General features: G+C 61.9%; 21 protein-coding genes and 1 pseudogene. 11 read left to right on the forward strand and 11 right to left on the reverse strand.

The features are described 5' to 3' along the window. Nucleotides 1-4: 4 nt before the first annotated feature. The 3 genes from BLO97_RS02075 to BLO97_RS02085 all read left to right on the forward strand — a co-directional run bounded on the left by BLO97_RS02075 (nucleotide 5) and on the right by BLO97_RS02085 (nucleotide 3172). A complete protein-coding gene (locus tag BLO97_RS02075) occupies nucleotides 5-910 on the forward strand; it encodes a DMT family transporter (protein ID WP_092142176.1) in 906 nt (301 codons plus the stop codon). After that, a complete protein-coding gene (locus BLO97_RS02080) occupies nucleotides 897-1781 on the forward strand; it encodes an alpha/beta fold hydrolase (protein ID WP_092344663.1) in 885 nt (294 codons plus the stop codon). The genes BLO97_RS02075 and BLO97_RS02080 overlap by 14 nt, the downstream gene beginning before the upstream one ends. Before the next feature lie 185 nt (nucleotides 1782-1966). Further along, entirely contained in the window at nucleotides 1967-3172 is a 1206-nt protein-coding gene (locus tag BLO97_RS02085; RefSeq protein WP_175489829.1) for a DSD1 family PLP-dependent enzyme, read from the forward strand. 44 nt (nucleotides 3173-3216) lie between these two features. On the opposite strand, the gene BLO97_RS02090 is transcribed toward BLO97_RS02085, so the two are convergent. Next, entirely contained in the window at nucleotides 3217-4437 is a 1221-nt protein-coding gene (locus BLO97_RS02090) for a multidrug effflux MFS transporter (protein WP_063321718.1), read from the reverse strand. 288 nt (nucleotides 4438-4725) lie between these two features. Further along, nucleotides 4726-5367 (reverse strand): LysE family translocator, encoded by a 642-nt coding sequence (locus tag BLO97_RS02095; RefSeq protein WP_092142167.1) that lies wholly within the window; start codon nucleotides 5365-5367, stop codon nucleotides 4726-4728. 211 nt (nucleotides 5368-5578) lie between these two features. On the opposite strand from BLO97_RS02095, the gene BLO97_RS02100 reads away from it, so the two are divergent. After that, a complete protein-coding gene (locus BLO97_RS02100; RefSeq protein WP_028236548.1) occupies nucleotides 5579-5848 on the forward strand; it encodes a YceK/YidQ family lipoprotein in 270 nt (89 codons plus the stop codon). 30 nt (nucleotides 5849-5878) lie between these two features. Beyond that, nucleotides 5879-6142 (forward strand): annotated as a pseudogene (locus BLO97_RS02105) (LysE family transporter); the annotation flags it as partial. A 291-nt stretch (nucleotides 6143-6433) separates the two neighbouring features. On the opposite strand, the gene BLO97_RS02110 reads toward BLO97_RS02105, so the two are convergent. Beyond that, entirely contained in the window at nucleotides 6434-6892 is a 459-nt protein-coding gene (locus BLO97_RS02110; RefSeq protein WP_092221757.1) for a winged helix-turn-helix transcriptional regulator, read from the reverse strand. Nucleotides 6893-7018: 126 nt separating this feature from the next. On the opposite strand from BLO97_RS02110, the gene BLO97_RS02115 reads away from it, so the two are divergent. Next, a complete protein-coding gene (locus tag BLO97_RS02115) occupies nucleotides 7019-8404 on the forward strand; it encodes an MFS transporter (protein ID WP_371914888.1) in 1386 nt (461 codons plus the stop codon). Here BLO97_RS02115 and BLO97_RS02120 read toward each other — a convergent pair. After that, nucleotides 8329-9219 carry a LysR family transcriptional regulator gene (locus BLO97_RS02120; RefSeq protein WP_003200706.1) on the reverse strand — a complete coding sequence of 297 codons (891 nt, stop codon included), beginning with the start codon at nucleotides 9217-9219 and terminating at the stop codon, nucleotides 8329-8331. The genes BLO97_RS02115 and BLO97_RS02120 overlap by 76 nt on opposite strands. 168 nt (nucleotides 9220-9387) lie before the next feature. Here BLO97_RS02120 and BLO97_RS02125 point away from each other — a divergent pair, with 168 nt between their 5' ends. The 5 genes from BLO97_RS02125 (at nucleotide 9388) to BLO97_RS02145 (ending at nucleotide 16149) form a co-directional block, all read left to right on the forward strand. After that, nucleotides 9388-10470, forward strand: coding sequence for a 4-oxalomesaconate tautomerase (locus BLO97_RS02125; protein ID WP_092344667.1), 1083 nt, complete (start codon nucleotides 9388-9390; stop codon nucleotides 10468-10470). 41 nt (nucleotides 10471-10511) lie between these two features. Next, on the forward strand, nucleotides 10512-11837 hold the full coding sequence (locus BLO97_RS02130) for a dicarboxylate/amino acid:cation symporter (RefSeq protein WP_092344669.1): 1326 nt from the start codon (nucleotides 10512-10514) through the stop codon (nucleotides 11835-11837). Between the two features lie 138 nt (nucleotides 11838-11975). Beyond that, a complete protein-coding gene (locus BLO97_RS02135; protein WP_092142151.1) occupies nucleotides 11976-13280 on the forward strand; it encodes a CitMHS family transporter in 1305 nt (434 codons plus the stop codon). A gap of 95 nt (nucleotides 13281-13375) precedes the next feature. Continuing rightward, nucleotides 13376-14629, forward strand: coding sequence for an OprD family porin (locus BLO97_RS02140; RefSeq protein WP_092142149.1), 1254 nt, complete (start codon nucleotides 13376-13378; stop codon nucleotides 14627-14629). A gap of 263 nt (nucleotides 14630-14892) precedes the next feature. Continuing rightward, nucleotides 14893-16149, forward strand: a complete 1257-nt coding sequence (locus BLO97_RS02145; RefSeq protein ID WP_092344671.1) for an MFS transporter — start codon at nucleotides 14893-14895, stop codon at nucleotides 16147-16149. Nucleotides 16150-16184: 35 nt separating this feature from the next. Here BLO97_RS02145 and BLO97_RS02150 read toward each other — a convergent pair whose 3' ends face one another. The 7 genes from BLO97_RS02150 to BLO97_RS02180 form a co-directional block, all read right to left on the reverse strand. Beyond that, nucleotides 16185-16940 carry an ABC transporter ATP-binding protein gene (locus BLO97_RS02150; protein WP_092142143.1) on the reverse strand — a complete coding sequence of 252 codons (756 nt, stop codon included), beginning with the start codon at nucleotides 16938-16940 and terminating at the stop codon, nucleotides 16185-16187. Further along, nucleotides 16934-17995 (reverse strand): FecCD family ABC transporter permease, encoded by a 1062-nt coding sequence (locus BLO97_RS02155; protein WP_092344673.1) that lies wholly within the window; start codon nucleotides 17993-17995, stop codon nucleotides 16934-16936. The genes BLO97_RS02150 and BLO97_RS02155 overlap by 7 nt, the downstream gene beginning before the upstream one ends. Then, complete coding sequence (locus tag BLO97_RS02160) at nucleotides 17992-19179, reverse strand: ABC transporter substrate-binding protein (RefSeq protein WP_092142137.1); 1188 nt, start codon at nucleotides 19177-19179, stop codon at nucleotides 17992-17994. The genes BLO97_RS02155 and BLO97_RS02160 overlap by 4 nt, the downstream gene beginning before the upstream one ends. Before the next feature lie 64 nt (nucleotides 19180-19243). After that, nucleotides 19244-21655, reverse strand: coding sequence for a TonB-dependent receptor (locus BLO97_RS02165; protein ID WP_092344675.1), 2412 nt, complete (start codon nucleotides 21653-21655; stop codon nucleotides 19244-19246). A gap of 99 nt (nucleotides 21656-21754) precedes the next feature. Then, entirely contained in the window at nucleotides 21755-22732 is a 978-nt protein-coding gene (locus BLO97_RS02170) for a FecR domain-containing protein (RefSeq protein ID WP_092344677.1), read from the reverse strand. Then, the gene (locus BLO97_RS02175; RefSeq protein ID WP_092221772.1) at nucleotides 22733-23248 is read right to left on the reverse strand and encodes a sigma-70 family RNA polymerase sigma factor; all 516 of its coding nucleotides are present in this window, start codon (nucleotides 23246-23248) and stop codon (nucleotides 22733-22735) included. It lies immediately after the preceding gene. 85 nt (nucleotides 23249-23333) lie between these two features. After that, nucleotides 23334-24560 (reverse strand): MFS transporter, encoded by a 1227-nt coding sequence (locus tag BLO97_RS02180; RefSeq protein ID WP_092142124.1) that lies wholly within the window; start codon nucleotides 24558-24560, stop codon nucleotides 23334-23336. Nucleotides 24561-24665: the final 105 nt, after the last annotated feature.

Consider the following 24665-nt stretch of genomic DNA (forward strand, 5'->3'; position numbering starts at 1 on the left):
TGTCATGCCATTGAAAGATTCATTGCTCGCGTTACTGGTCGCGTTTCTCTGGGGCGCGCAGGTCACTGCAGTGAAAATCGGCGGCGCCGAGTTGCCGCCTATCCTCATGGTCGCCATGCGCTACGCGATCATGGCGCTGTTTCTCCTGCCGCTGCTCAAACGCGTCAAGCGTGAGCAGTTTGCGTCCGTGGCCCTGATCGCCACGATTACCGGGACCTTGCATTTCGGTTTGCTGTATTGCGGTATCGCCCGGGTAGACGCCTCTACCTCGGCGATCATTTATCAATTGGCGGCACCGTTTACCCTCGTCCTGGCATTCGCGTTATTGGGGGAAGTCCTGAAACTGCGGCTCCTGGCGGGCATCGTGCTGGCGTTCGCCGGTGTCCTGGTGCTACTGGCTACGCCATCGGCGGGCGGGACGTTCATCGGCATGTTGCTGGTGGCGCTGGCGGCCTTGGCATTCGCTGCCGGGTCAGTGTTGACCAAGCGTCTCGGGCCACTGGACCCGCTGGCCTTGAGTGCCTGGACGGCGGTCATCGCCGCACCGCAACTGTTGCTGTGGTCGTTCGTCCAGGAAGGCGAGCAATGGACGCGCGTCTACACGGCCAGCGCCCAGGCGTGGTGGGCGGTGCTCTACACCGCACTCAGTGGTGGTCTGCTGGGGTTCGGTCTGTGGTTCTGGTTACTCGGCCGCAACTCGATGCAGCAACTGAGCCCGTACCTGCTTCTGGTGCCGGTGTTCGCGATCGCTGTCAGCCAGGTCATGCTCGCCGAAGGTTTCAGCCAGCGCCTGGTGATCGGCGCCGTGTTGACGCTGTCAGGCGTGGCGCTATGCCAACTGCGCCTGCCGGCAAGATTCTTCCTCAAGGCCGGTAGCAAAGGACAAGGAGTGGCGGATGAACCGCGTTGATCGATTGCTGCTCGGCACTTTGCGCCTGGTCCACCGCTGGCAGTTCGGTTTGAAATTGCGCTGGCACACCGGTAAACATGGACGCCTGGCCTATCTGCAAAGCCCTGCACGGCAACAGCGGACGACGCTGGTCATGCTCCATGGCCTGGGCGCCAGCAAGGATCAGTGGGGCCCTGCGATGCTGGGCATGGCGCGTCATCACCACTGCGTTTTCGTCGACTTGCCGGGGCATGGCCAATCCGTATATGAGGCGGGTGCCGGCTTTGGTCCCCTGGCAATGCTGGCGGAACTCGAAGGCCTGCTGGATACACTCGTCGAGGGTCCCTTCGTGCTGGTCGGCAGTTCTTTGGGCGGGTGCGTGGCCGGCCTGTATGCCGCCAAACACCCGCAGCGTGTCAGTCACTTGGTCTTGCTGGCGCCTGCCGGTCTGGGCGAGCAAGCGCTAGGCCCCACGTTGAAAACCAGCCTGCAAGGGGCGGGCACGGTGTTTGGCTATCGTACGATCGAAGAGATGAAGCGCTTCTGGAGCCTGGTGTTCCAGGCGCCGCCCGAGGTAGGAGGGCGCTTGGCCCAGGCCATGGCGGCCAGCGGCAAGTCGAGGTTTGCCGCGGTGCAGCGGGTCGTCGAGGATTTCCGTCGCGAAGGCCTGGACGTGCTGCTCGAACGGTTGCCACAGATCGCTGCCAAGACGCTGGTGATCTGGGGCCGGCATGACCAGGTATTCTTGCCGGCGACCCTGGACAACCTGCTCCAGCAACTGCCCGATGCACGCGGCGAGTTCATTGAGGACGCCGGCCATGTGCCCTATCTTGAACGGGGCGCCGATGTGGTGGCAGCCATCACAGGGTTCATTGCAACGTCCAGGGTCTAGCAGGATTCGATCAAAGCCTGGCCGCCAAAGTCCCCTTTCTGACCTCCCATAGCCTCAACAGTCGGGTAGCGCTGCCGTAACGTGCACCTGACTGCGCACGCAGAGGGAGCGTCCTGATGAATCGTAGAACCTTTATGCTCGGCACCGCCGGAGTGGGTGCATTGATGGTCGGGGCGGGGGCGCTGTTGCGGCCGAGCGATCGGGGCAGCCCCTACAACGAGTACTTCCGCGCGTTGAACCAGGAGCTCAAGCGCCATGGGCCGATGCGCCCCGTGATGCTGATTGACCTGGACCTGCTCGATCACAATATCGATGTGGTCACGCAATCCGTTACACGCGCCGGTAAACATTTGCGTCTGGTGGAGAAATCCCTGCCATCACCGGGACTGTTGGCGTACATCGCCAAACGTACCGATACCCGGCGACTGATGTCGTTTCATCAGCCGTTTCTCAATCACGACGCGGTGACCTTTCCCGAGGCTGACATCTTGCTCGGCAAGCCTTTACCGGTACGCTCGGCGGAGGTGTTTTACCAAACCCACAAGGGCGCCTTCGACCCTTCCAGGCAACTGCAATGGTTGCTCGATACCCCCCGGCGGCTGATGGATTACCTGGCATTGGCGCAAGGCCTGGGCATCCGGATGCGGGTCAATATCGAGCTGGATGTCGGCCTGCACCGTGGCGGAGTCGCTGACCACGCGGTGCTCGGCGAGATGCTGACGCTGATCAGTGCGCATCCGCAGCAGCTCGAGTTTTCAGGCTTCATGGGGTATGACCCGTTTGTCGGCATGGGCGTGCCCAGGGTCCTCGGTTCGTCCCAGGCGTTGTTCGACAAGGTGATGGTCATTTACAACGGCCATGTGAATTACCTGCGTGAACACTTCCCTGCGCTTTGGCACGAAGGGCTCACGCTCAATACGGCCGGTAGCCCCAGCTACGGTATACATGAGCAGGAACGCTTGAGCAGCGAGGTTTCGGTGGGAACGGCGTTTCTCAAGCCGACTCATTACGACCTGCCATCGCTGGTCGAGCATGTGCCGGCGGCCTTTATCGCAACGCCGGTGCTAAAGAGCACTGGCCCCGTCAATTTCCCAGCCCTGGATGACAAGTCCCGATTGTTCTCCTGGTGGGACCCTAACCAGCGTGCAACATTCTTTCTCTACGGCGGTAACTGGATGGCCGAGTTCGAGTCTCCCAAGGGGCTGCAAAGCAATGAGCTCTATGGTCGCAGCTCCAATCAGGAAATGGTCAACGGCTCCCTGGCCGTAGGGTTGAACGTGGAGGACCAGGTGTTTTTACGGCCGACTCAGACTGAATCCGTGCTGCTGCAATTTGGTGATTTGCTGGCCGTGCGCGGTGGCAAGATTGTTGAAACCTGGCCGATGTACTGATTGGCGCAGGGAGGCGAGCTTTTGGCTTGGCCGAGAAAGCGTCCTCAAAGACGCCCCCGCAACAGAAACAGCACCAGCGCCACCAGGCAGGCCATCGTCTGAATCCCACCCAGCGTCGTGACCGGCGCGAAGCTCAAGACCGAGGCCAGCCAGGTGCTCAGAGCAGCCGCCCCCATGGAGAGAAAACCCAGCAATGCGGAGGCCATCCCGGCTTCCTTGCCGAAAGGCCCCATGGTGATTGCCGTGCCCAGCGGATTGGCCAGGCCCATGCCCCACAGGAAGGTGATCATCGAGAGGGCATACCACCCAAGACCAGGCGCGGCTGGGCCGACGAGCAGCAGGCCGCCGCCAGCCATGGCGCAGGCAATGCCCACGAGTGTGGCGATTCGGGCGCCATGACGATGCGCCAGGCGCGGGGCCGCCATGCCGGCTGCGAACACGACGAATACCGTAGCGGCGAAATACAGGCCGGTTTGCAACGAGGTCAGGCCAATACCTTGCATCAGGATGGCGGGTGCCGCCGCGAAGGAGGCGAACAGGCCGCTCATCAGTAGGCTCATTGAAAGGGCAGGGAGGATGAAGCGCTTGTCCAGTGCCAATCTGCCATAGGCGAGCACCACGCTCTTGGCCGAGTGCGGCGCCCGGCGATCGGCGGGATGGGTTTCTCCGAGGTCGCGTACGTAGAAAAAAGCCAGTACCACGGCGGCCAGTCCCACCAGGATGAAGATGGCGCGCCAGCCGAGCGTGACGGACAGGACGCTGCCAGCCAGCGGCGAAAAACCCGGCGCCGCGGCAGTGGCGATCATCGTCAGCGACAGGGCGCGGGCCAGGGTCTCGCCTTCAAACAGATCCCGTGCGATGGCGCGCGACAGCACCGAGGCTGCGCACACGCCCAACGCCTGGACGACGCGTCCGGCGATCAGCACATCAAGGGTGGTGGCAAGGCCGGCGATGACGGTGCCGACCACGAACACTGAAAGGCCGCCGAGCACCAGTTTCTGGCGCCCGTAGCGGTCGGCCAGCGGCCCGACCACCAGCTGGCCCAAGGCGAACGTGATGAAGAAGCTGGACAGCGTCAGGCCGAGCTCGCGAGCGGTCACGCCCAGGTCTTTGCCGATCTCCGCGAACGCCGGGAGGATGATGTTGGTGGACAGCATGCTGATCGCCGCCAGGCCTGCAAGCAGCGCCACGACTTTGCCGGTCAATGGTTGTGTGGAGGCGTGCGGTTGCGTAGCGGTAATCGCCAATGAAGTTCTGGCTTCCATACATCCTCTCCTAGGCTTGGTTGGCGGGCAAAGGCATTGATGCCAAACGCCAAGACTGTGGTTCGCGAGCTCGGTGCAGTGATGGAGATTTACACATGACGCTCATAATATTTTCATGAATATGATGATCGTAATCTCTTGCGTCAAGTTAAATATCTGGAGTGCGCAGGCAGGATTTCACTGTTGCCTATAAGTAGGAGCGAGGGAGAGCGGATGGGGAGGGTGTGAGGTCGACGCTTTTCAAGCGTCGTGACCTCGGTATCTGGTAGGTCCGGATCGAAAGATGTCTCAAACGGCCGGTCGACGCATCGCCAGAATGGCCGCACCGAAGCCGATGAACGTCGAGCCGACGAGCCTGCTGATCCACACGGAAAACGCTGGCCGTTTCAGCACGCCTTTGGCCTGGGCCGCAATGGCGGCATACAGGCTCAAGGAAACCAGCGACAAGCCGGCGAATATCGAGGTAAGGAGCAGAAACTGCGGCAGCAGTGGGGCGCTCTGGTCGATGAATTGCGGGAACAGGGCGGTGAAGAACATCGTCGCCTTGGGGTTGGTGATGGCTGTCAGAAAGGCCGACTTGTATAGCTTTGAACGCGATGGCTTGCTGGTCTTGCCATCGGCTTGCACATCCTGCGCGAGTATCGGGCTCTTTTTGAACAGCTGCCTGGCGCCCAGGTAGAACAGATAACCCGCCCCGAGGACTTTCACGGCGTTGAACAGCCATTCGGAGCTGGCGAGCAACGCGCCGAGACCCAGCATCGCGGCGGCCGACAAGCAGAACAGCCCGCTGGCGTTGCCCACCGACGACCACACCGCGTAACGCGGGCCGTAGGCCAGGCTGTTATTGATCGCCATCAAGGTGGCAGGTCCAGGACTGGCGATGGCGATGGCCGCGACCAGGGTAAAGGCGAGAATTGAGTGCAGTTCCATTGTTCACATTCGCGACTGGTTGAGAGGATGTGCATCCTACAGGAGAACCTGGGGTTGTCTGAATACAGCCGCCATAACGTTTCTATCGGTGCAGCCGCCCTCGGGGTGTCCATCGAGTGGTTCGCGACCCCGCTGGGGCCTTGCCTTGGGCACTGAGCCGTTGGGGCGGCTTTAATGCTACAGTCCGGCCTTTCCTGGGGAGGGGCGCGTCATGCGGATCGTATTAATGGCTTTGACGATGGCGCTGCTGGGCGGATGCGCCACGGCCAACGAAACCTTTGGCATGGGACAGCTCTGCGGCCGCCATCCTTACTGCGGTGCGGCGACCGATATCGAGATCATCAAGGCCTCGACGAATGACAACGACGTGTATTCACGCGCGCTGGCACCGTTTGCAGTTGTCGACCTTCCTTTTAGCATCGTGGCCGATACGCTGATCCTGCCTTATACGATTTTTCATATGAGGCCTGCCGAGGAGTAGGGGGAGTGCCTCGACCGGTTGAATGCGCCTGGCCGGGTCACCAACATTGGCAACCCCAAGTCCATGGCTTTCTATGCCGCTGTTTTTTCAGCCGCGGCTCCCGCCCACGTTTCGCCAGGCACGTTTTTGTCGATGCTGGCAGTTGTCGTGGTGGTTTCAATGGCTTGGTATGGAATGGTCGCAATTATGCTTTCGCAGCCCAGGATTGCTTGTGCCTATCAAGGTAGGAAAAAAGCAATTGATCGACTGTGTGGTGGTTTGATCTTGTCTCTGGGGGTTCGCCAGCTGGTTTAGCGAGTAGCCGTTGCTGGAGCAAGCCTTCGTCGTTATACGCCAGGTTGGTCTTGCGCTGACCGACCTGGCGCTGGACGAAGTGACTGTACCGCACTAGCGGTTGATCGTTCCCACGCTCCTGCGTGGGAATGTCGCCAGGGACGCTCCGCGTTCCGCTTCTGGATGTGACGCAGAGCGTCACCGGTTGCATTCCTACGTCTTGCTGCACCGAAGGTTCGCGCATTTGTCGATTTCATGTGCGCCAGGTACGCGGACATGTCTCTGGTGCTGAAGGGATAGGGACGATCAATATCACGTCGGGTTGTCGGCAATGAGCCTCACCCTGTGGCAATCGGCCGGTTCGAGTTTCTGACCGTTTGAGGAACGAACATCCATCGGCATGAGCGCCTGCCCGGACGTATTGTCCAGCAGCACGGAACGCGTTTCTCCTGGCTCGAACAGGAAGCGTTCGCCCCACTGTCGCAGGCTGACCACGACCGGAAAGATTTCCCGGCCTTTGTCCGTCAGGACGTACTCCTTGTAGGCGCTTCCATCGGATGCGGGTCGAACGTCGAACACACCGGCCTCGACCAACGCTTTGAGTCGCGAAGCCAGAATGTTCTTGGCCACGCCCAGGCTCTTCTGAAATTCGCTGAAGCGGCGAATGTCATCGAATGCGTCACGGATGATCATGAGCGACCAGCGATCGCCAATCACGTTCAGTGTCCTGGCTACCGGGCATTCGCTGTTTTGTGGTGAAGCGTTTTCCATTTTATTGACCTTCTGAAAAAAGGATCGCAAGTCCGGTTGATGTCTGTGGTTGCAAAATGAAACCTGATCGGGCAACAATCCACTCAGGTTTTTAATTGAAACCAGTTTAGCGCCAAGGAGACGCGCATGACAGCCGATGTCGACTGTTTCACTCAGCAGCCTTCGGACAAACAGGGGGGCGAGGGAGCTTGCTCCCGCTTGAGTGCGAAGCGCTCACGGAAGGGGCCGCTTCGCAGCCCAGCGGGAGCAAGCTCCCTCGCCAGAGGTTCTTTGAATGAGCAGCAGTGCCCGGGGCTTTCGCCGGCGCTCACGTTGTTGTTTTCCGTGACCTGCGCACTGGCCGTCGCCAATGTCTACTTCGCCCAGCCCTTGCTCGCTTCAATGGCCGAGAGCCTGGGCGTCGCGCCAGGATTGATCGGGGTGGTGGTGACGGCCACTCAGGTGGGTTACGCGCTGGGGTTATTGTTCATCGTCCCGCTGGGGGACAGAGTCAACCGTAAACGACTGGTTTGCGCGCAATTGGTGTTGTCCGCGCTTGTGCTGGCGGCCGTCGGTGCAGCCCAGCATTGGTTGGCTTTGCTGGGGGCGATGATCGTGATGGGCTTGCTGGCGGTGGTTGTCCAAGTGCTGGTGGCCTATGCCGCCGTGCTGTCCACGCCCTCCCAGCGGGGGCAGGCCGTGGGAACCGTCACCAGCGGCGTTGTCCTGGGTATTCTGCTGGCGCGGTTTACCTCTGGAGTGATCGCCGATCTGGCGGGCTGGCGCGGGGTTTATTTCGTTTCCGCGGGATTGATGCTGACCATCGCGGCAGTGTTTTGGGCGGTGGTGCCTGCCGCCGTGTCGTCACCAGACCGGCAGCCTTACCTGGCGCTTATCCGGTCGCTGTTCAAACTGTTCATGACCGAGCCGGTGCTACGGATCAGGGGGCTGCTGGCCTTGCTGATCTTTGCCGCGTTTTCGGTGTTATGGACCGCCATGGTGCTGCCGCTGAGCGCCGCGCCGCTGGCGCTTTCACACACGGCCATCGGCCTGTTTGGCCTGGCCGGCGTCGCCGGGGCCCTGGCAGCCAGAAGGGCCGGCCGGTGGGCGGATCAAGGCTTCGGAGAGCGCGTTACCGGCTGGTCGCTGGGGCTGCTGATGCTCTCCTGGCTGCCCATCACGTTTACCGAGACCTCCCTGATCGCACTGGTGTGCGGCGTGGTATTGCTCGACTTCGCGGTACAAGCCGTGCATGTCACTAATCAGAGCTTGATCTTCGCTGCACGGCCCGACGCCCAAAGTCGCATGGTCGGTGCTTATATGTGCTTCTACTCGGTGGGCAGCGCACTGGGCGCGGCGGCCGCGACCCAGGTTTATGCGCTGTGGGGCTGGATGGCGGTCAGCCTGCTAGGCGCCTTGATCAGCTTCGCCGCGCTGGCGGTGTGGAGGCTCTCGCTTCATTGCGGCCACTGCTCAAGCAGGATCGAGACAAACTTCTCCGCAGCCGGGGAAAGCGATGCGCCCCGGCGGTAGACCAGGCCCAGCGAGCGGTTTACCACCGGCTCGATCAGCGGCACGCTGACCAGCGTTGGATGATCCCCGGCCGGCATCGCCAGGCTGGGCATCGCCGACACGCCGAGGCCAGCCTCGACCAGTCCCAGCGACGTCGACAAGTGCTGCACTTCGTAAAACCACTGCGGGCGCCAGCTCAGGCCCGACAGTGCGTGGTCCAGCAGCATGCGGTTGCCGCTCAGGCGACCGACGCCGATCAGCCGATAATCACTGAGTTCCGACCAGGTAACCGCACTGCGTTCAGCCAGTTCATGATCGCGCCGGCAGGCCAGCACAAAGGGTTCGTTGACCAGGGGCACGAACTCGATGTCCGGGTGCTGGCCGCTCATCATGTTGATGCCGAAGTCGGCTTCACCACGCAGTACCGCTTCGAGTCCTTCGTTGGCGCTGAGGTCGAGCAGGCGGATGCGGATTTTCGGGTAGCGCTCGTTATAGAGGCGAATCACCGAAGGCAGGAAATAGAACGCCGCCGTGGGGATGCAAGCCAAGGTCACCCGGCCGATCTGCCGCTCCGCCAGCTCGCGGATGTTGAGAATCGAGTCATCGAAATCATCCAGCAGGCGCCGCGCCTTGGGCAGGAAATCACGGCCGACACTCGTCAGGCTGACCTTGCGGGTCGTGCGATCGAGCAAAGCGGTACCCAGACCCTCTTCGAGTTTTTTCATCCGTCGGCTCAGGGCCGGTTGTGACAGGTGCAGCGCATCGGCGGCTTCGTGGAAACTGCCCAATTCGGCGATTTTCACGAAAGATCGTATGTCCTGGAGTTCATATTCCATGTTCTACCTCACCGGAGAGGGGGATGCGCGGTGTAAATCATCGTAAAGTAATTCATTTGTGAAACGCAATAATCTCTCTGATCTTTGCATTGGAAACACTTTTCAAATTTTGCCACTCTTGTGTCCAGAGCATCAATTATCAAGATTGATCAACAAGAGTTAGTGATCATGCAGCGAATTCCTTGTGTGCTAATGCGCGGCGGTACGTCCAAAGGCCCGGTGTTTCTCGCCTGGGATCTGCCGGTCGCCATCGCCGAACGTGACGAGCTGCTGCTCAACCTGATGGGTTCCGGCCACGAGCTGGAAATCGACGGTATCGGTGGCGGCAGCCCACAAACCAGCAAAGTGGCGATCGTCAGCCCATCGCTGCACCCTGACGCGGATGTCGATTATTTGTTCGTCCAGGTCATGGTTTCCCAGCGTCGGGTCGATACCGCCCCCAACTGCGGCAACATGCTCTGCGCCGTCGGCCCCTTTGCCATCGAGCAGGGGCTGGTCAAGCCTTCCGGCGATCTGACCCGGGTGCGTATTCGTAATCTCAACACCGGGACTTTCGTGAATGCCCACGTGCAAACCCCGGAAGGCAAGGTCAGCTATGAAGGCGACACCGCCATCGACGGCGTGCCTGGCACAGCCGCTCCGGTACAGTTGACGTTTCTCGATGCGGCGGGCAGCAAGACGGGGAAACTCTTCCCGACCGGGCAGACCCAGGACCTGATCGACGGTATCCCGGTGACCTGCATCGACATGGCGATGCCGATGGTGATCGTTCAAGCCAGTCAGCTCGGCAAGCGCGGCGATGAAAGCCCCGCTGAGCTGGACGCCGATAAAGCCTTCCTGCAGCGGCTGGAGTCCCTGCGTCTGAAAGCCGGCCTGGCCATGGGCTTGGGTGATGTCAGTGACAAGGTCATTCCCAAACCGGTGCTGGTGTCTCCGGCCAAGTCTGGCGGGACGGTCCAGGTGCGTTATTTCATGCCGCATAACTGTCACCGCGCCCTGGCAATCACCGGCTCCATAGGCTTGGCCACCGCGTGTGTGACCGAAGGCAGCGTCGTCGCACAGTTGCTTCGCACCGTCAGCGAGCCGCGCTTGCAACAGGTTCGGATTGAGCACCCAAGCGGCGGTATCGATGTCGTACTGTCCTACACCGGTGAAAAGGGTGAGACCATCCGGGCCTCGGTGGTGCGTACCGCGCGCCGGCTTTTCTCAGGTTACGTCTACGCCACGGCGTCCCAACGGTTGGCCGGATAGCCTAGGCAGCCAGGGTCTTTTGCATCAGAACAATTCTAAAAATGGGTGATGCCATGAAAGTTGTTAAATCGCTCTACTTCCAGATCATCTGCGCTGTGCTGCTGGGCGTGGTCGTCGGGCATTTCTGGTCGCAACAGGCGATTGCCTTGAAGCCGCTGGGTGATGCCTTCATCAAGTTGATCAAGATGATGATCGCGCCGGTGGTGTTCTGCACCATTGTCACCGGTATCGCCGGCATGAGCGACAAGCGCTCGCTGGGACGTTTGTTGAGCAAGACCATGCTGTTGTTCCTGGCGCTGACGGTGATCAGCCTGATCATCGGCCTGGTGTCGGTCTACCTGTTCAAGCCCGGCGCGGGCATGAACATCGACCCGACCCAGTTGAGCACCCAAGGATTGTCGCAGTACACCGAATCCGCCGCGAAACTGAGTGTGGTGGACTTCTTCATGCACATCATTCCCGATACCTTCATCGGCGCTTTCAATAAAGGCGAGGTGCTGCCGGTGCTGTTTATCGCGGTGCTCTGCGGTTTTGCCCTGTCGTCCCTGGGCGAGCGCGGCAAGCCTGTGCTGGAGGTACTGGAGTCAGCTTCGCACATGGTGTTCAAGATTTTCTCCTACCTGATGCGTTTCGCTCCGATTGGCGCTTTCGGGGCCTTGGCCTTCACGGTGGGGCAGTACGGCATCACGTCGCTGGGCTCGCTGGCCAAGCTGATCATGACCTTGTATATCGCCTGCGCCTTCTTCGTCTTCGTGGTGTTGGGCAGCCTTTGCCGCGCCCACGGTTTCAGCCTGTGGAAGCTGCTGCGTTATCTGCGTGAAGAATTCCTGGTGGTGCTGGGCACGTCCTCGACCGAACCGGTAATGCCGCGGATGTTGGAAAAACTCCAGGCCCTGGGTTGCAAGAAAGGGGTCGTGGGGCTGGTGCTGCCGACGGGCTACTCGTTCAACCTCGACGGCACGGCGATCTATCTGTCGCTGGCGGCGATCTTCATTGCCCAGGCCTGCAACATCGACCTGACGCTGACCCAGGTCATCACCATGCTGGCGATCATGCTGCTGTCGTCAAAGGGTGCCGCGGGTGTGACCGGCAGTGGGTTTGTCGCCCTGGCCTCGACCTTGACGGTCATCCACGATATTCCCCTGGCGGGCCTGGCCCTGTTGATCGGGATCGACCGGTTCATGTCCGAAGCGCGGGCGTTGACCAGCCTGGCGAGCAACGCCGTTGCGACCGTGGTGATCTCCCTTTCGGACAATGCCTGCGACCGCGAAGTCCTGTTGCGGACCCTGGATGGCAAACCGGCCCTGACGCAGACCTCGGCAACGGACTCTACCTGGGACGACACGAAGGTCGCCAAACACATCTAGCCGCTCGCGGCTGACTCGACGGCACCACATCCGCTCACTCACTACCTGCGCCAGGCACTTTTGCGTGTTGCCTGGCGGGTTGGGGGGCGTGCGCCTGAATGTCAGCCAAGCTACTCATAACAACAAGAGAACTGACATATGCTCGCTTTACTTGGCTTGGCCATGGTGGTGGTCTTCACCTTCCTGATAATGACCAAACGGTTGTCACCGATCGTCGCCCTGACGGTGGTCCCCATCGTTTTTGCCGTGCTCGGCGGCTTTGGCGGGACCACCGGCAAGATGATGTTGGACGGCCTGAAGATGGTCGCGCCGTCGGCGGCACTGTTGTTGTTCGCGATCCTGTTTTTCGGCCTGATGATCGACGCCGGTCTGTTCGACCCGTTGATCCGCAAGATCCTCAAGCGGGTCAATGGCGACCCGATGAAGATCGCCGTGGGCACTGCGCTGCTGTCGCTGTTGGTGGCGCTGGACGGTGACGGCACGACGACTTACATGATCACCTGTGCCGCGATGTTGCCGCTGTACAAACGCATCGGCATGAATCCGATGATCCTGGCGACTGTTTCCATGCTCTCCTTGAGCATCATGAGCGGCATGACCCCTTGGGGCGGCCCGGCGACCCGCGCGATCGCAGCGTTGGGCCTGGATGCCGGTGAGTATTTCGTGCCGTTGCTGCCGACCATGATCGGCGGTGCGATGTGGGTGGTGTTCACGGCCTTCCTGCTGGGCCGTGCCGAGCGCAAGCGCATCGGCAACGTCCAGCTGCAAAGCGGTGGCGGTGACTGCTACATCAACGCGATCATCGAGGACACGCCGCACAAGCGTCCGAAGCTGGCCTACGTCAACCTGCTGCTGGTGATTGCGGTGATGGTTGCGCTGGTGATGGGGCTGATGCACTCGGCGATCCTGTTCCTGATCGGTTTCGTCCTGGCGCTGATGATCAACTATCCGCAACTGGATATTCAGAAGGAGCGCATTCTCGCCCATTCGGGCAACGCCATGACCGTAGTCCTGTTGGTGTTTGCCGCGGGCATCTTCGCCGGGATTTTCTCCGGGACGAAAATGGTCGATGCGTTGGCGCAAACCCTGGTCGACTGGATTCCGCCTTCCTGGGGCCATCTGTTCCCGCTGGTGGTGGCGATTACCAGCATGCCGTTGACCTTCGTATTGTCCAACGATGCCTACTACTTCGGGGTCGTGCCGATCCTGGCCAACGCCGCGGCTGCCTACGGGATCGATCCGGTGGAAATTGCCCGGGCCTCCATTCTCGGCCAGCCGGTGCACCTGATGAGCCCGCTGGTGGCCTCGACGCTGTTGCTGGTGGGCATGGTCGACCGCGACTTGGGCGACTTCCAGAAAGCCACCGTCAAATGGGCGGTGCTCACGTCCCTGGTGATTACCGCGCTGGCCCTGCTGACCGGGGCACTGACGCTGTTTTCCTGATTCCCCCGACAACCTTGTTTTCCTGCCTGACACGCCCCCCGCGAGGGGGGAGTGCGCAGGCGTGCATGCCCAATAACAACAACGAGTAGCCAGACATGACCATTTTGCTGACCCGCGGGGCTTTGTTTCCAATCCTTGGCCTGTTGCCCCTGGCCTCGGCCAGCGCCGAAGGTTTCATCGACGACAGCAAGCTGAAGCTGCAATTGCGCAACGTCTACTTCAACGAAAATTTCCGCGATGAGCACGGGATGAGCACGCGGGCGGCAAGGACTGCCAAGAGTGAGCGCACCGAATGGGCCCAGGGCTTCCTGCTGGATTACCAGTCAGGCTTTACACCAGGCACCCTCGGCTTCGGGGTCGATGCCCTGGGCCTGCTCGGGGTCAAGCTCGATTCCGGGCGTGGCCGCAGCGGCACCGGCCTGCTGCCGGTGCATGACGACGGTCGCGCCGCCGATGAGTTCGCCAGCGCGGGCATGACCGCCAAGGCCAGGATAGCCAAGACCACACTCAAATATGGCACCTTGCTGCCCAAGACTCCGGTGCTGGTCTACAACGATGCACGGCTGTTGCCCCAGACTTACCAGGGCGCTCAGATCAGTAGCACTGACATCGACAACCTCACCGTCACTGGCGGGTATCTGGAGCGTTTCAAGCTGCGCGATTCGAGCGACAGCATGCCCATCGTGCCCGATGGCTACGGCGGCGATAAGTCCGGTGATTTCAGTTATGCCGGTGCCGACTACAAGTTGGGCAAAAACATCCGCCTGAGCTATTTCTATGGCGAGCTGGAGAATTTCTATCGACAGAACTTTGTTGGCATCCAGCATGATCTGCCCCTGGGCGCCGGGGTATTGACCAGCGACCTGCGTTACTTCAACAGCGTCGATTCGGGTTCGGCCTACGGCGGCAAGATCGACAACGACATGCTCAGCGGGCTGCTGTCCTACGCCGTTGTCGGCCACACCCTGAGCGCCGGCTATCAAACCCTCAGCGGCGAGGCGGGCCTGCCTTATGTCAGCGGCGCCACGGTGTACTCCTTCAGCAACGTCGGGATCGGCAAGTTCATCGAGGAAGACGAGAAGACCTGGATGCTCGGTTACGGCTACGACTTCGCTCGCCTCGGTGTGCCTGGCCTGACATTTTCCACCCGCTACCTGAGCGGTAACGACGGCAAGTCCAACACCACGGTCAAAGAGTGGGAACGTGACGCAGAGATCGCCTACGTGGTGCAGCAGGGTACGTTCAAGGGGCTGGGGGTGAAGTTGCGCAACTACGTCTATCGCTCGGACTTTTCCCGTGGCCGTGACAGCAATCGTATCTACTTCAGCTACGACATCGCGCTTTGGTAGGTCATGCAGTTCACCTAAGAAACAACGATGGACCTGTGGCGAGGGAGCTTGCTCCCGCTCGGTTGCGACAGTCGTGAACCGGCGGGTGCGGTGTGTCTGTGTTACGCGTTCGGCAGGTTTTGGGGGCGCTTCGCGCCCCAGCGGGAGCAAGCTCCCTCGCCACGGTTTTCTCAGTGGCCCCGCGCTCATCACAGTGGCCCGGTTCGATTCTTTGCGACATCATTGCGTCAATTTTCTTTGGGGCAATGCCCGTCGAGGCCGCTATGGATCGCAACCGAGACCGACGTAACAACCTTTCCCTGGATGGCCTGAATTTCTTCCTCGCGGATGTGCGTGATGGGTTGGGTCCTTACCTGGCGATCTACCTGCTGGCGGTGCATCGCTGGGACCCGGCGAGCATTGGCGTGGTGATGACGGTGGCGGCCATGGCCGGGCTCGTCGCCCAGGCACCCGCCGGCGCGTTGATCGACCGGGTGCGCAGCAAGCGTGCCGTGGTGGCTGTGGCGGCCTTGGCAGTGACGCTGGGATGCCTGGTGCTACCGTTCACGTCTTCCTTCGGCTTGGTGGCGCTGACCCAGGCGCTCGGCGCCGTGGCGGCATCGGTCTTCGCGCCGGCCATTGCGGCCATCTCTCTGGGCATTACCGGCGCCCGCGCCTTTACGCGGCGCACTGGGCGCAACGAAACATTCAATCACGCGGGCAATGCCTGCGCCGCGCTGCTGGCGGGTGGGTTTGCCTGGTTGTTCGGTCCCATCGCGGTGTTCTACCTGATGGCCGCCATGGCATTGGCCAGCATCGTCGCGGTCAGTTGCGTGTCCGCCGAGGCCATCGACCATGACGTGGCCCGAGGCCTGGAGGCGGGGCAGTTGGTCCACGGCCCTGTACCCTCGACGCTGCGGGTCCTGCTGGATAACCGTACGCTGTTGTTGTTCGCCATTTGCTGCGGGCTGTTCCACCTGGCGAACGCGGCGATGCTCCCGCTGGTCAGCCAGAAGCTCGCCCAGGCCAATGTGCACCTGGCCACGCCGTTGACGTCGGCCTGTATCGTCGCGGCGCAACTGGTCATGGTGCCCATGGCGTGGCTGGTCGGCGTCAAGGCCGATGCCTGGGGACGCAAGCCGTTGTTGCTGGCCGGCTTCCTGATCCTGCCCATACGAGGTGTGTTGTACGTGCTCTCGGACGACCCCTATTGGTTGGTGGCGGTGCAGTTGCTCGATGGGATCGGTGCCGGGCTGTTTGGCGCGTTGTTTCCCTTGGTGGTCAAGGACCTTACCCAGGGCACCGGGCGTTTCAACGTCAGCCTCGGGGTGTTGTCGACGGTGTTCGGGATCGGCGCGGCGTTGAGTAACAGCCTGGCCGGCTTTGTGGTGCAAGGGGCTGGCTACAGCGCGGCATTCCTGACCCTGGCGGCGATTGCCGCGCTGGCATTCGGCCTGTTGCTGGCGATGCCTGAGACCTTCAGGCCAAGCCGCGTGACCCAGGCCGACACCCTTGCAGTGCCTGACGGCGGGGTCGCCTAGGTCCCGGGCCTTTGGCGCAAGGCCCGGGTGTGCGCTCAAACGATATCGTCGATCAGGATGTGGTGCTGTCCGCGGCTGCATCGTTCGATCCGCGCCTCGACCTTGTAGACCTTGCGAAGCATCGACTCGGTAATTACCTCAGCGCTCGGGCCGCTGCCCTGGGCGGTGCCGTCGGCAACCACCAGCACCTGATCGGCAAAGCGCAGCGCTTGGTTCAGGTCGTGGATGGCGATGAATACAATGACTTCGCGCTTGCGCGCCAGGGCACGCATGAAGCCCAGCACCTGGACCTGCCGGTGCATGTCCAGGGCGCTGGTCGGTTCATCCATCAACAGGATTTCCGGTTCGCGCACCAGGGTCTGGGCGATCGACACCAGTTGCTGCTGTCCGCCGCTGAGCTCTCCGAGGTTACGGAACGACAACTCAGTGATGCCCAGCGCGGCGAGAATGTCGTCCACCCGCTTCAGTTCATCATCATGGACGACCCAGCCCGGCGTGAGCTGCTTGCGCGCCAGCAGCACCGACTCGTACACCGTCAACCGGGCGCTGGCGTTCAAGCCCTGGGGCATATAGCTGATGCCCTGCGGTCCCTTTTTCGAGCCCTCCAGGACCACCTGTCCGGGGCCGTCGATCAACCCGGCCATGCGCTTGAACAAGGTGGATTTGCCTGCCGCGTTGGGGCCGACCACCGCCACCACCTGGCCGCCGACAAAAGCTGCCGTGGTCACGCCGTGAATGACCGTGCGCTGGCCATAGCGAGCTCCGAGGTTCTCCAGCCGGATCGTTACCATGAGTTTTTCTTCCCGCCGAGAATCAAGGAAATGAAGAAGGGCACGCCGATCAGCGACGTGACCACGCCGATGGGGAAAATGGCCCCAGGGATCAGGGTTTTGCTGATCACCGAACTGGCGGACAGAATCAATGCGCCGGTCAACAAGGACGCCGGCAGGAAGAACCGTTGGTCTTCACCGATCAGCATCCGCGCGATGTGCGGGCCGACCAGGCCGATGAAGCCGATCGTGCCGACAAACGCCACCGGGAACGAGGCGAGCAGGCTGACCATGATCAGCGTCTGAAAGCGCAGGCCGCGCACGTTGATGCCGAAACTCGCGGCCTTGTCGTCCCCCAGCCGCAGCGCGGTCAAGGCCCAGGCGCGCCGGGCGAAAATCGGCAGAGTGACGAGGATCACCAGGCAGATCACCCCCAGCTTGGGCCAGGTGGCTTTGGTCAGGCTGCCCATCGTCCAGAACACCACGGCGGCCACGGCTTGTTCGGTGGCGAAGAATTGCACCAGTGCCAGCATCGCGTTGAAGGTGAACACCAGGGCGATGCCGAGCAGCACGATAGTCTCGGCGGTGACGCCGCGGCGCAGGCTCAGGAAGTGGATCAGCAACGCCGACAGCATGGCCATGATGAACGCGTTCACCGGCACCATGTACTGCGCCGCCAACGGGAACAAGGCCACGCCAAACGCCAGCCCCATGGCCGCACCGAAACTGGCGGCGGCGGAAATGCCCAAGGTGAACGGGCTGGCCAGCGGGTTGTTGAGGATCGTCTGCATCTGCGCGCCGGCCAGTGACAACGCGGCGCCGACCGCAACGGCCATCAGCGCCACGGGCAGGCGGATGTCCCACATCACCACGCGGACCTGGGGCGATGCGCTCTCCGGTGAAAACAGCGCGCCGAGTACTTCGTCGAGGCTGTAGCGTGCCGGCCCGAGAGCCAGGTCGAGCAGGACGCTGCAGATCAGCAACAGCGTGAGCCCCCCGAGAATGAGCCGCTTGCGCAGCACCAGGCGCCGGTAGGTGTCACGCTGCATGACCAGGGTTTCGTTCAACGAAGTCATGGCTGGTCCTCAGTCTGGCGCAGGCTGACGGCGTAACCCGGCTCATAAGGGACCGGAAGGAACTGCTCGTGCAATTGGCGGAACGAGGCGTCCGGGTCCAGGTCGGCGAACAACGTCGGGTGAAACCACTTGGCCAATTGCTGGATGGCCACGAACTGATAGGGGCTGTTGTAGAACTGATGCCAAATGGCGTGGAACGCCTGGTCGTCCTGGGCCTTGATGCCGGCGTAGGCCGGCCGCTGGGTGTACCACGCCAATTTCTCCCTGGCTTGGGCCATGTCCGCCCCGGGGCCGACGCCGACCCAATGGCCACCGGGTGCAAAGGCTTCCCAGTTGGCACTGGTGACTACCACCTGCGCCGGGTTGGCGACCACTACTTGCTCGGCGTTCAACTGGCCGAACGTGGTGGGGATGATGCCTTTGGCGATGTTGTCGCCACCGGCCATTTCGACGAACAGGCCGAAGTTCTCGTTGCCGAAGCTCAGGCAACAATCATCGGTGTATCCGCCGATGCGTTCGATGAAGACCTTTGGCCGGGCAGGGTGGCGCGCTTCAATGACGTCGGTGACCCGTCGAATCTGTTGGTTGCGAAAATCGATGAAGGCTTCGGCACGGGCTTGCTTGCCGAACAGTTGGCCGAACAGGCGCATGGTCGGCTCGGTGTTCTGCATCGGGTTGTTGCGAAAGTCCACGTAGACCACCGGGATGCCCAAGGCGTCGAGCTTCTCGATGTAGCGCGCATCCTCGGTGGCGTGCTGGGCTTCGATATTGAGGATGATCACATCCGGACGCTGGGAGATGGCCTGTTCGATGTCAAAGGTGCCGTCCTCGAACCCGCCGAAGGTCGGGATCTTGGCAATGTCGGGAAATTTGCGCAGGTAGGCGCCGTAGGTGTCCGGGTCTGACTGGATCAGGTCCTTGCGCCAACCGACGATGCGTTCGATGGGATTTTGCGTGTCCAGCGCCGCCACCAGATACAACTGGCGGCCTTCGCCGAGGATCACCCGCCTGACGGGGAGGTGGACCTTGACCTGGCGCCCGAGCAGGTCGGTCACGCTGCCCAGGGCTGGATCCGCATCGGCGGCCAAGGCATTGCGGGGCGTCAGTGAGAGAAACGACACACCGAGCAGCCCGGCGAACAGCAGGGCGGCGAGGGTGTGAGGGCGGCGAAAAACAGTAACCATGGTTCAGGCCTTTACAAAAGCCGGGCCGGACAACGGCGCAAGTCGCCGCCCCGACCCGCAGGTTTCAGAAATCAACGGTGGCGGATAACAACAGCGTGCGCGGTGCGCCTTGGGAAAACGCGCCATAGGACGCGACCCCTGACCAGTAGGCACGGTCAAAGACGTTCTGCACCGTGGCGCGAAATGTCGTGGGCCGCTCGGCAATGCGTGTGGCATAGCGGGCACCGACATCGAAGCGGGTCCAGGCATCCAGCTCCTGGGTGTTGGCCTGGTCGACGTACTGGCTGGCGGTGTAGATCGCGCCGCTGGTCAGGGTCAGCCCAGCGATGCCCGGGGTGTCCCACTCGGCCCAGAGGTTGGCCTGGACCTTGGGCACGCCCACCGGTGTATTGCCGCGGTTGGCGGCCACGCTGGTGCGGGTCAGTTCCCCGTCGAGTAGCGTCACGCCACCGAGCAGGCGCGTGCCCCGGGCAATCTCGCCGGACAGGTTCAGTTCCACGCCACGGTTGCGTTGCTGGGCCTGGACCGAAAACACCCTGGACGACAATTCGCCGCTGGGTTTCTTGATCTGGAACAGCGCCAGGGTGGCCATGAAGCGGTCGTAGTCGAGCTTGACCCCGATCTCCTGCTGGCGGGAGATGTAGGGAGAAAAAATTTCTTCGGCGTTCGTGGCGGCAGCCGGCGCGATGTCGCCCTTGCTCAGGCCTTCGATGTAGTTGTAGTACAGCGCGACATGGTCCCAGGGCTTGGCGACGATACCGAGCAGTGGGGTGGTCTTGCTTTTGTCGTAGGACGGGGTGGCAACGATGGTGTTGTAGTTGTCCGACTGGATGTTTTGCCGGCGCAACCCGAGGGTGACCTGCAGGCGCTCATTGAGTACCGACAAGGTGTCGGCCAGGGCGACGCCCGACAGCTCGCTTTCGGAGATTTTTGGCGTGTGAGGTTCGGCGATGTTGGGCCTGGGCCGGTCGACCGGGTGATAGATGTTCGAGAGGATGGTGGGGCCGGAAATAATGCCCCGGGACAACTCATCGCGATAACGGCTGACTTGCAGCACCGCGCGGTGGTTGACCGGCCCGGTGTCGAAGCCCAGGCGCGCGCCGGCGTCGACGGTGTAGCGCTGGACGTTGAATTTGTAATAACCGGGAACCGATGACGTGTCGCCGGCGGCGTTGATGATGGTCGGGGTCTGGTCGGACATGCGCTCGACCTCGGATTTTCCGCCGCCGGCGTGGGCAAACAGGGTCAGATGGTCGCTGAGGTCGTACGCGCCACTCAGTAACGCCGATTTGTCCCGGGCCCGGGAGCGCCCCCAGTCCTGGCTGACACTGGTGCGGCCGTTGGCGGCGGAGGGGATTTGCACGCCAGGGTCGATCAGGAAAGGGCGGGAGGCGGCGTCGAATTTTTCATCCTGGCTGATCAGGTCCAGGGTCATGCGCAGGCGATCCCCTTGGTAATCCAGGGACATGGCGCCGGTACCGACGTCTCGGGACTGCTTGTCGATGGCCGTATCACCCTGCTGCAGGCTACCGTTGAGCCTGATCCCGAACCGGCGTTCTTCACCAAAGCGCCGACTGACGTCGAGGTGGCTGCCCAGTTGCGAGTCGGTGGCGTAGCGGCTGGTGAATCGGGTCAGGTCCTCGTCGAGGGCGCGCTTGGGGACCACGTTGATCACACCGCCCACGGCGCTGTTGGGCGACATGCCATACAGCAGCGCGGCGGGGCCCTTGACCAGTTCGATGCGCTCGGCGTAATCGGTGAACACCCGGTAATTGGACGCCACGCCATACACACCGTCGAAAGCCAACTCACCGAGGTTGCCTTCCCCCAGCGGAAAACCGCGGATAAAGAACGAGTCGACGATGCCGCCCGCCTGGCCCGTGGAGCGCACCGAAGCATCGCGTTCCAGCAAGTCGCCCACCGTGGTCGCCTGTTGATCCCTGATCATCGTCGAGGTGTAGCTGCTGATGCTGAACGGCGCCTCCATCACATCGGTGTTGCCTAGCAGGCCGAGGCGTGCGCCGCGGGCGACCTGGCCGTTGGCGTCGGTAGGTGGCAGGTCGGTGCTGCTTCTGCCCGTGGCGTCGACGCTGATCTGCGGCAGGGACACCCGGCGCAGCACCAGTGTGTAGCTGCCATCGTCGCGGGCAACCATCTCCACGCCGCTGTCGGCCAGTAGCTGGGTGAGTGCTTGCGCTGCCGGATAAGTGCCGGAAAGTCCCGGGCTGACCAGGCCCTCAGTGATCGAAGGCTGGAACGACAAGGCAATGCCGGCGGTTATCGCAAAGCTCGACAGGGCAGGGCCGAGCGGCCCCGGGGCGATCTCATAGGCGCGGGGGGCGACGGCTTCCAGTTGCGCGGGCACGGTGGCGAAGGCGAACGACCCGGTGACCGTGCTCAACGCAAGGCCCAACAGCACACTGCGCATGACGGGTTTGGACGGACGATCCGGACGCAGGGGCCGTGCAACGAGCATGGATGGATGACCCTATGGACGAGATGAAATGGTTATTCCTTTCTTTGCCAGTTGAGATCAAAAAAAGTATCACCCGAGCAGCAAATATTTTTTGTGGGGTCAGGCCGGGGAAAGCGTCACCCAGTAACCGCTCAAATGACCGGTGACCAGGACCGGGTAGGTTTGCACCAGCATGTTGAGCGTGCGCTGGGTATCGCTGATGGGAAACGCGCCGGACACCCGCAGCTCGGCAATGGCCGGGTCGCACCGCACGAAGCCCCGGCGATAGCGCGCCAATTCGACGACGAAATCCGCCAGACGCATCCTGTCGGCCATCAGCATGCCTTGGGTCCAGGCGCTGGCGTTGCGATCGGTCGGGGTCAACGGGCCGAAGGCCTGGGACGAGAAGTCGGTGCGCTGTCCGGCGTTGACGATGAGCGGCGCGGCCTGGCGAGCCTCGGCCAATTCAATCCGCACCGCGCCTTCGAGTACCGCCAGATGGGTGCGCGATGGCAGTTGGCGCACGATGAACCGCGTACCCAGGGCCTGCATCCGGCCCTCGCGGGTGCTGACCAGGAACGGTCGGGCCTGTGGTGAGGCATCCGGCGCGGTCTGCACCAGGACTTCCCCTTCGCGCACATGGAGGAGCCGTTGGCGGGTGTCGAACAGCACGTCGATGGCCGTGCCGGTATTGAGGGTGAGGTGAGAGCCGTCGGCCAAGGTCAACTCGCGGCGCTCGCCGATGGCGGTGCGGTAATCGGCGGACCATTGCTGCGATTGCGCCAGTTTCCAGCTGCCCCAACCGACAGGCACCGCTGCCAGCAGCAACGCCAGTTTGCCAAGGGCCGCGCGTCGTTCGGGGCTGCTTGGACGATCCAGCGCCGACATCGCTAACGCTCGTGGCAAGCCGCCGAGCTTGCTTTGCAGCAATTGCGCACGAGACCAGGCCCGACCGCGCTCGGGGCTGCTGGCCCTCCAGCATTCCCATTCGGCGCGCTCGGTGTCACTGAGGTCGCTTTCGCTCAAGCGCATCAGCCATTCGGCGGCTTCTTCGAGGACCTTGGGGTCGAGCGGCGGCTCACGGCGACGGGTGAGCATTCATTCCACCAGCATCAAGCACTGCACGAATGCCTGCTTCATGTAGCGCTTGACCGTGATCAGCGAGACGTTCAGCTGTTGGGCGATGTCGTCGTATTTCAGGCCGCCGATCTGCGACAGCAGGAATGCCCGTTTGACCGGCGCCGGGAGGGTGTCGAGCATGGCGTCGATTTCGTGCAGGGTTTCCAGCACCAGAAAGCGCAACTCAGGGGACGGCACTTCCTGGGCCGGCAGATGCGCGAGCGCCTCCAGGTAGGCACGTTCCAGGGCCTTGCGCTGATACCAGTTGATGAGAATGCCCTTGGCCACGCAGCTCAGGTAGGCCCGGGGCTGGTCAATGGCCGTGACTTGGGAGGCGAGAATGCGCGTGAAGGTGTCTTGCGCCAGGTCCGCCGCATCCATGGCATTGCCCAGTTTCTTCTTCAGCGTGGCGTACAGCCAGCTGTGATGGCCGGCGTACAGATCTTCGATCACGCGCAGATGCTGGTCGTTGTTCGCGGGCAGGATTTCGCTCATGGCTGCGTTTTTTTGCAATTGAGAAGTATTCCCAATGCTAAAGGACAACTTGCCCGCGACGCAAGCGGCATTCAGCAACCCTGTTTCAGCCACGCGCAAGGCCCTCGGGCCTATAACGCAATGCAATGATGGGGATCAGCGCCAGCACATAGGCCAGGCAAACGAACAGGTAGGTGTATTGCAACCCGTAGACCTGGCTGAGCAATCCACCGATCGAAATGCCCGCGATCGAAGCGAATTGCGTGGTGCCCTGGGCAATGCCCAGCACGTGGCCTTGTCGTGAGCTGTCGGCGGATTTCGAGATGAGGGCCATCAGCACTGGCGTGGTGGCACCCAGCAGCACGCCCCAGATGAAGTAGGCAATGACAAATACGATGACGTTGCGCGTGATCCCCGCCAGGGCGGTCAAGACGACACAACCGAGCACGATGTAGAGGATGCGCTGCAAGGTTTGCTGTTGGGTATGGTGCTCGAAATAGCGCGACCAGGCCGTGGCCGACAGAATGAAACCCAGCGCCAGCAAGCCGTAGCACAGGCCGACGAGCGAGTTGCTGACGACGAATACCGCGCTCACATACAAGGAGAATGATGTTTGCGGCAGCATCCGCGCCAACAGCAGAATGCCCATGACGCATAACAACGACAGCAACGACGATCCTTGCCAGATACTGTCGGTACGGCTCTTCGCTGCCGGGGCCTGGCTCGCCGAGGACCTCTTCACTGGCGGCACATCCGGCAAGGCCACGGCGGCCACCACCGTGCACACTGCGCACAACACCGAGGCGGTGAGGTTGATCCAGAAGAACGTGGCGTAGTCGAGGATCAGCCCCCCGACTATTGCGCCGAGCAATGAGCCGACATTGGTGGATATTTGCAGAATCGCGAACAGCCTCGCTCGCCGCGATGGGGCTTCGATACTGACGCCGTAGGCCTGCGCCGGGGCGATGTATCCGGCAAAGGCGCCCTGCAAGAAGCGCAGGACCAGAATGATCCAGATATCGCTGCACAGCGCCAGCCCGAGCTGGGTCAGCGACAAGCCTGCCAGGGCGCGGATCATCATCCACTTATGGCCGTAGCGATCACCGATACGGCCCCAAAAGGTGCTGGTCAGCATGATGCCCAGCATCGGCCCGACATACACGGCAATGCTGGCGAAGCTGAAAACCGACGCCGACGACGTCAGCCCGCGCAGGTGAACCGGCCAAAATGGCCCGCTCATTTCCATCGCGCCCATCGAGATGAGCTGGATCGCGAACAGAAGATAAATCAGGACTCTGACGCTCGAACCCTGGACGACACCTGTGTGGGACATGATCAGCCTCGGTGGTTAAACGCCAGCAAGCGGGTAGGGTAGCGTGTGCTGCTGGCGATGACAGGGTCGGCAAGATGCCCGGCTGCACGAGAGGTTGCAAGGTGT

The sequence above is a fragment of the Pseudomonas sp. NFACC05-1 genome, assembly GCF_900100135.1.
Taxonomy (GTDB): Bacteria; Pseudomonadota; Gammaproteobacteria; order Pseudomonadales; family Pseudomonadaceae; genus Aquipseudomonas; species Aquipseudomonas fluorescens_Q.

What these genes read in the sequence shown, in the direction of transcription:
- BLO97_RS02075 (WP_092142176.1), top strand. Translation starts at nt 5, where the DNA reads ATGCCATTGAAAGATTCATTGCTCGCGTTACTGGTCGCGTTTCTCTGG.
- BLO97_RS02080 (WP_092344663.1), top strand. Translation starts at nt 897, where the DNA reads ATGAACCGCGTTGATCGATTGCTGCTCGGCACTTTGCGCCTGGTCCAC.
- BLO97_RS02090 (WP_063321718.1), bottom strand. Translation starts at nt 4,437, where the DNA reads ATGGAAGCCAGAACTTCATTGGCGATTACCGCTACGCAACCGCACGCC.
- BLO97_RS02095 (WP_092142167.1), bottom strand. Translation starts at nt 5,367, where the DNA reads ATGGAACTGCACTCAATTCTCGCCTTTACCCTGGTCGCGGCCATCGCC.
- BLO97_RS02100 (WP_028236548.1), top strand. Translation starts at nt 5,579, where the DNA reads ATGCGGATCGTATTAATGGCTTTGACGATGGCGCTGCTGGGCGGATGC.
- BLO97_RS02110 (WP_092221757.1), bottom strand. Translation starts at nt 6,892, where the DNA reads ATGGAAAACGCTTCACCACAAAACAGCGAATGCCCGGTAGCCAGGACA.
- BLO97_RS02115 (WP_371914888.1), top strand. Translation starts at nt 7,019, where the DNA reads ATGACAGCCGATGTCGACTGTTTCACTCAGCAGCCTTCGGACAAACAG.
- BLO97_RS02120 (WP_003200706.1), bottom strand. Translation starts at nt 9,219, where the DNA reads ATGGAATATGAACTCCAGGACATACGATCTTTCGTGAAAATCGCCGAA.
- BLO97_RS02125 (WP_092344667.1), top strand. Translation starts at nt 9,388, where the DNA reads ATGCAGCGAATTCCTTGTGTGCTAATGCGCGGCGGTACGTCCAAAGGC.
- BLO97_RS02130 (WP_092344669.1), top strand. Translation starts at nt 10,512, where the DNA reads ATGGGTGATGCCATGAAAGTTGTTAAATCGCTCTACTTCCAGATCATC.
- BLO97_RS02135 (WP_092142151.1), top strand. Translation starts at nt 11,976, where the DNA reads ATGCTCGCTTTACTTGGCTTGGCCATGGTGGTGGTCTTCACCTTCCTG.
- BLO97_RS02140 (WP_092142149.1), top strand. Translation starts at nt 13,376, where the DNA reads ATGACCATTTTGCTGACCCGCGGGGCTTTGTTTCCAATCCTTGGCCTG.
- BLO97_RS02145 (WP_092344671.1), top strand. Translation starts at nt 14,893, where the DNA reads ATGGATCGCAACCGAGACCGACGTAACAACCTTTCCCTGGATGGCCTG.
- BLO97_RS02150 (WP_092142143.1), bottom strand. Translation starts at nt 16,940, where the DNA reads ATGGTAACGATCCGGCTGGAGAACCTCGGAGCTCGCTATGGCCAGCGC.
- BLO97_RS02155 (WP_092344673.1), bottom strand. Translation starts at nt 17,995, where the DNA reads ATGACTTCGTTGAACGAAACCCTGGTCATGCAGCGTGACACCTACCGG.
- BLO97_RS02160 (WP_092142137.1), bottom strand. Translation starts at nt 19,179, where the DNA reads ATGGTTACTGTTTTTCGCCGCCCTCACACCCTCGCCGCCCTGCTGTTC.
- BLO97_RS02165 (WP_092344675.1), bottom strand. Translation starts at nt 21,655, where the DNA reads ATGCTCGTTGCACGGCCCCTGCGTCCGGATCGTCCGTCCAAACCCGTC.
- BLO97_RS02170 (WP_092344677.1), bottom strand. Translation starts at nt 22,732, where the DNA reads ATGCTCACCCGTCGCCGTGAGCCGCCGCTCGACCCCAAGGTCCTCGAA.
- BLO97_RS02175 (WP_092221772.1), bottom strand. Translation starts at nt 23,248, where the DNA reads ATGAGCGAAATCCTGCCCGCGAACAACGACCAGCATCTGCGCGTGATC.
- BLO97_RS02180 (WP_092142124.1), bottom strand. Translation starts at nt 24,560, where the DNA reads ATGTCCCACACAGGTGTCGTCCAGGGTTCGAGCGTCAGAGTCCTGATT.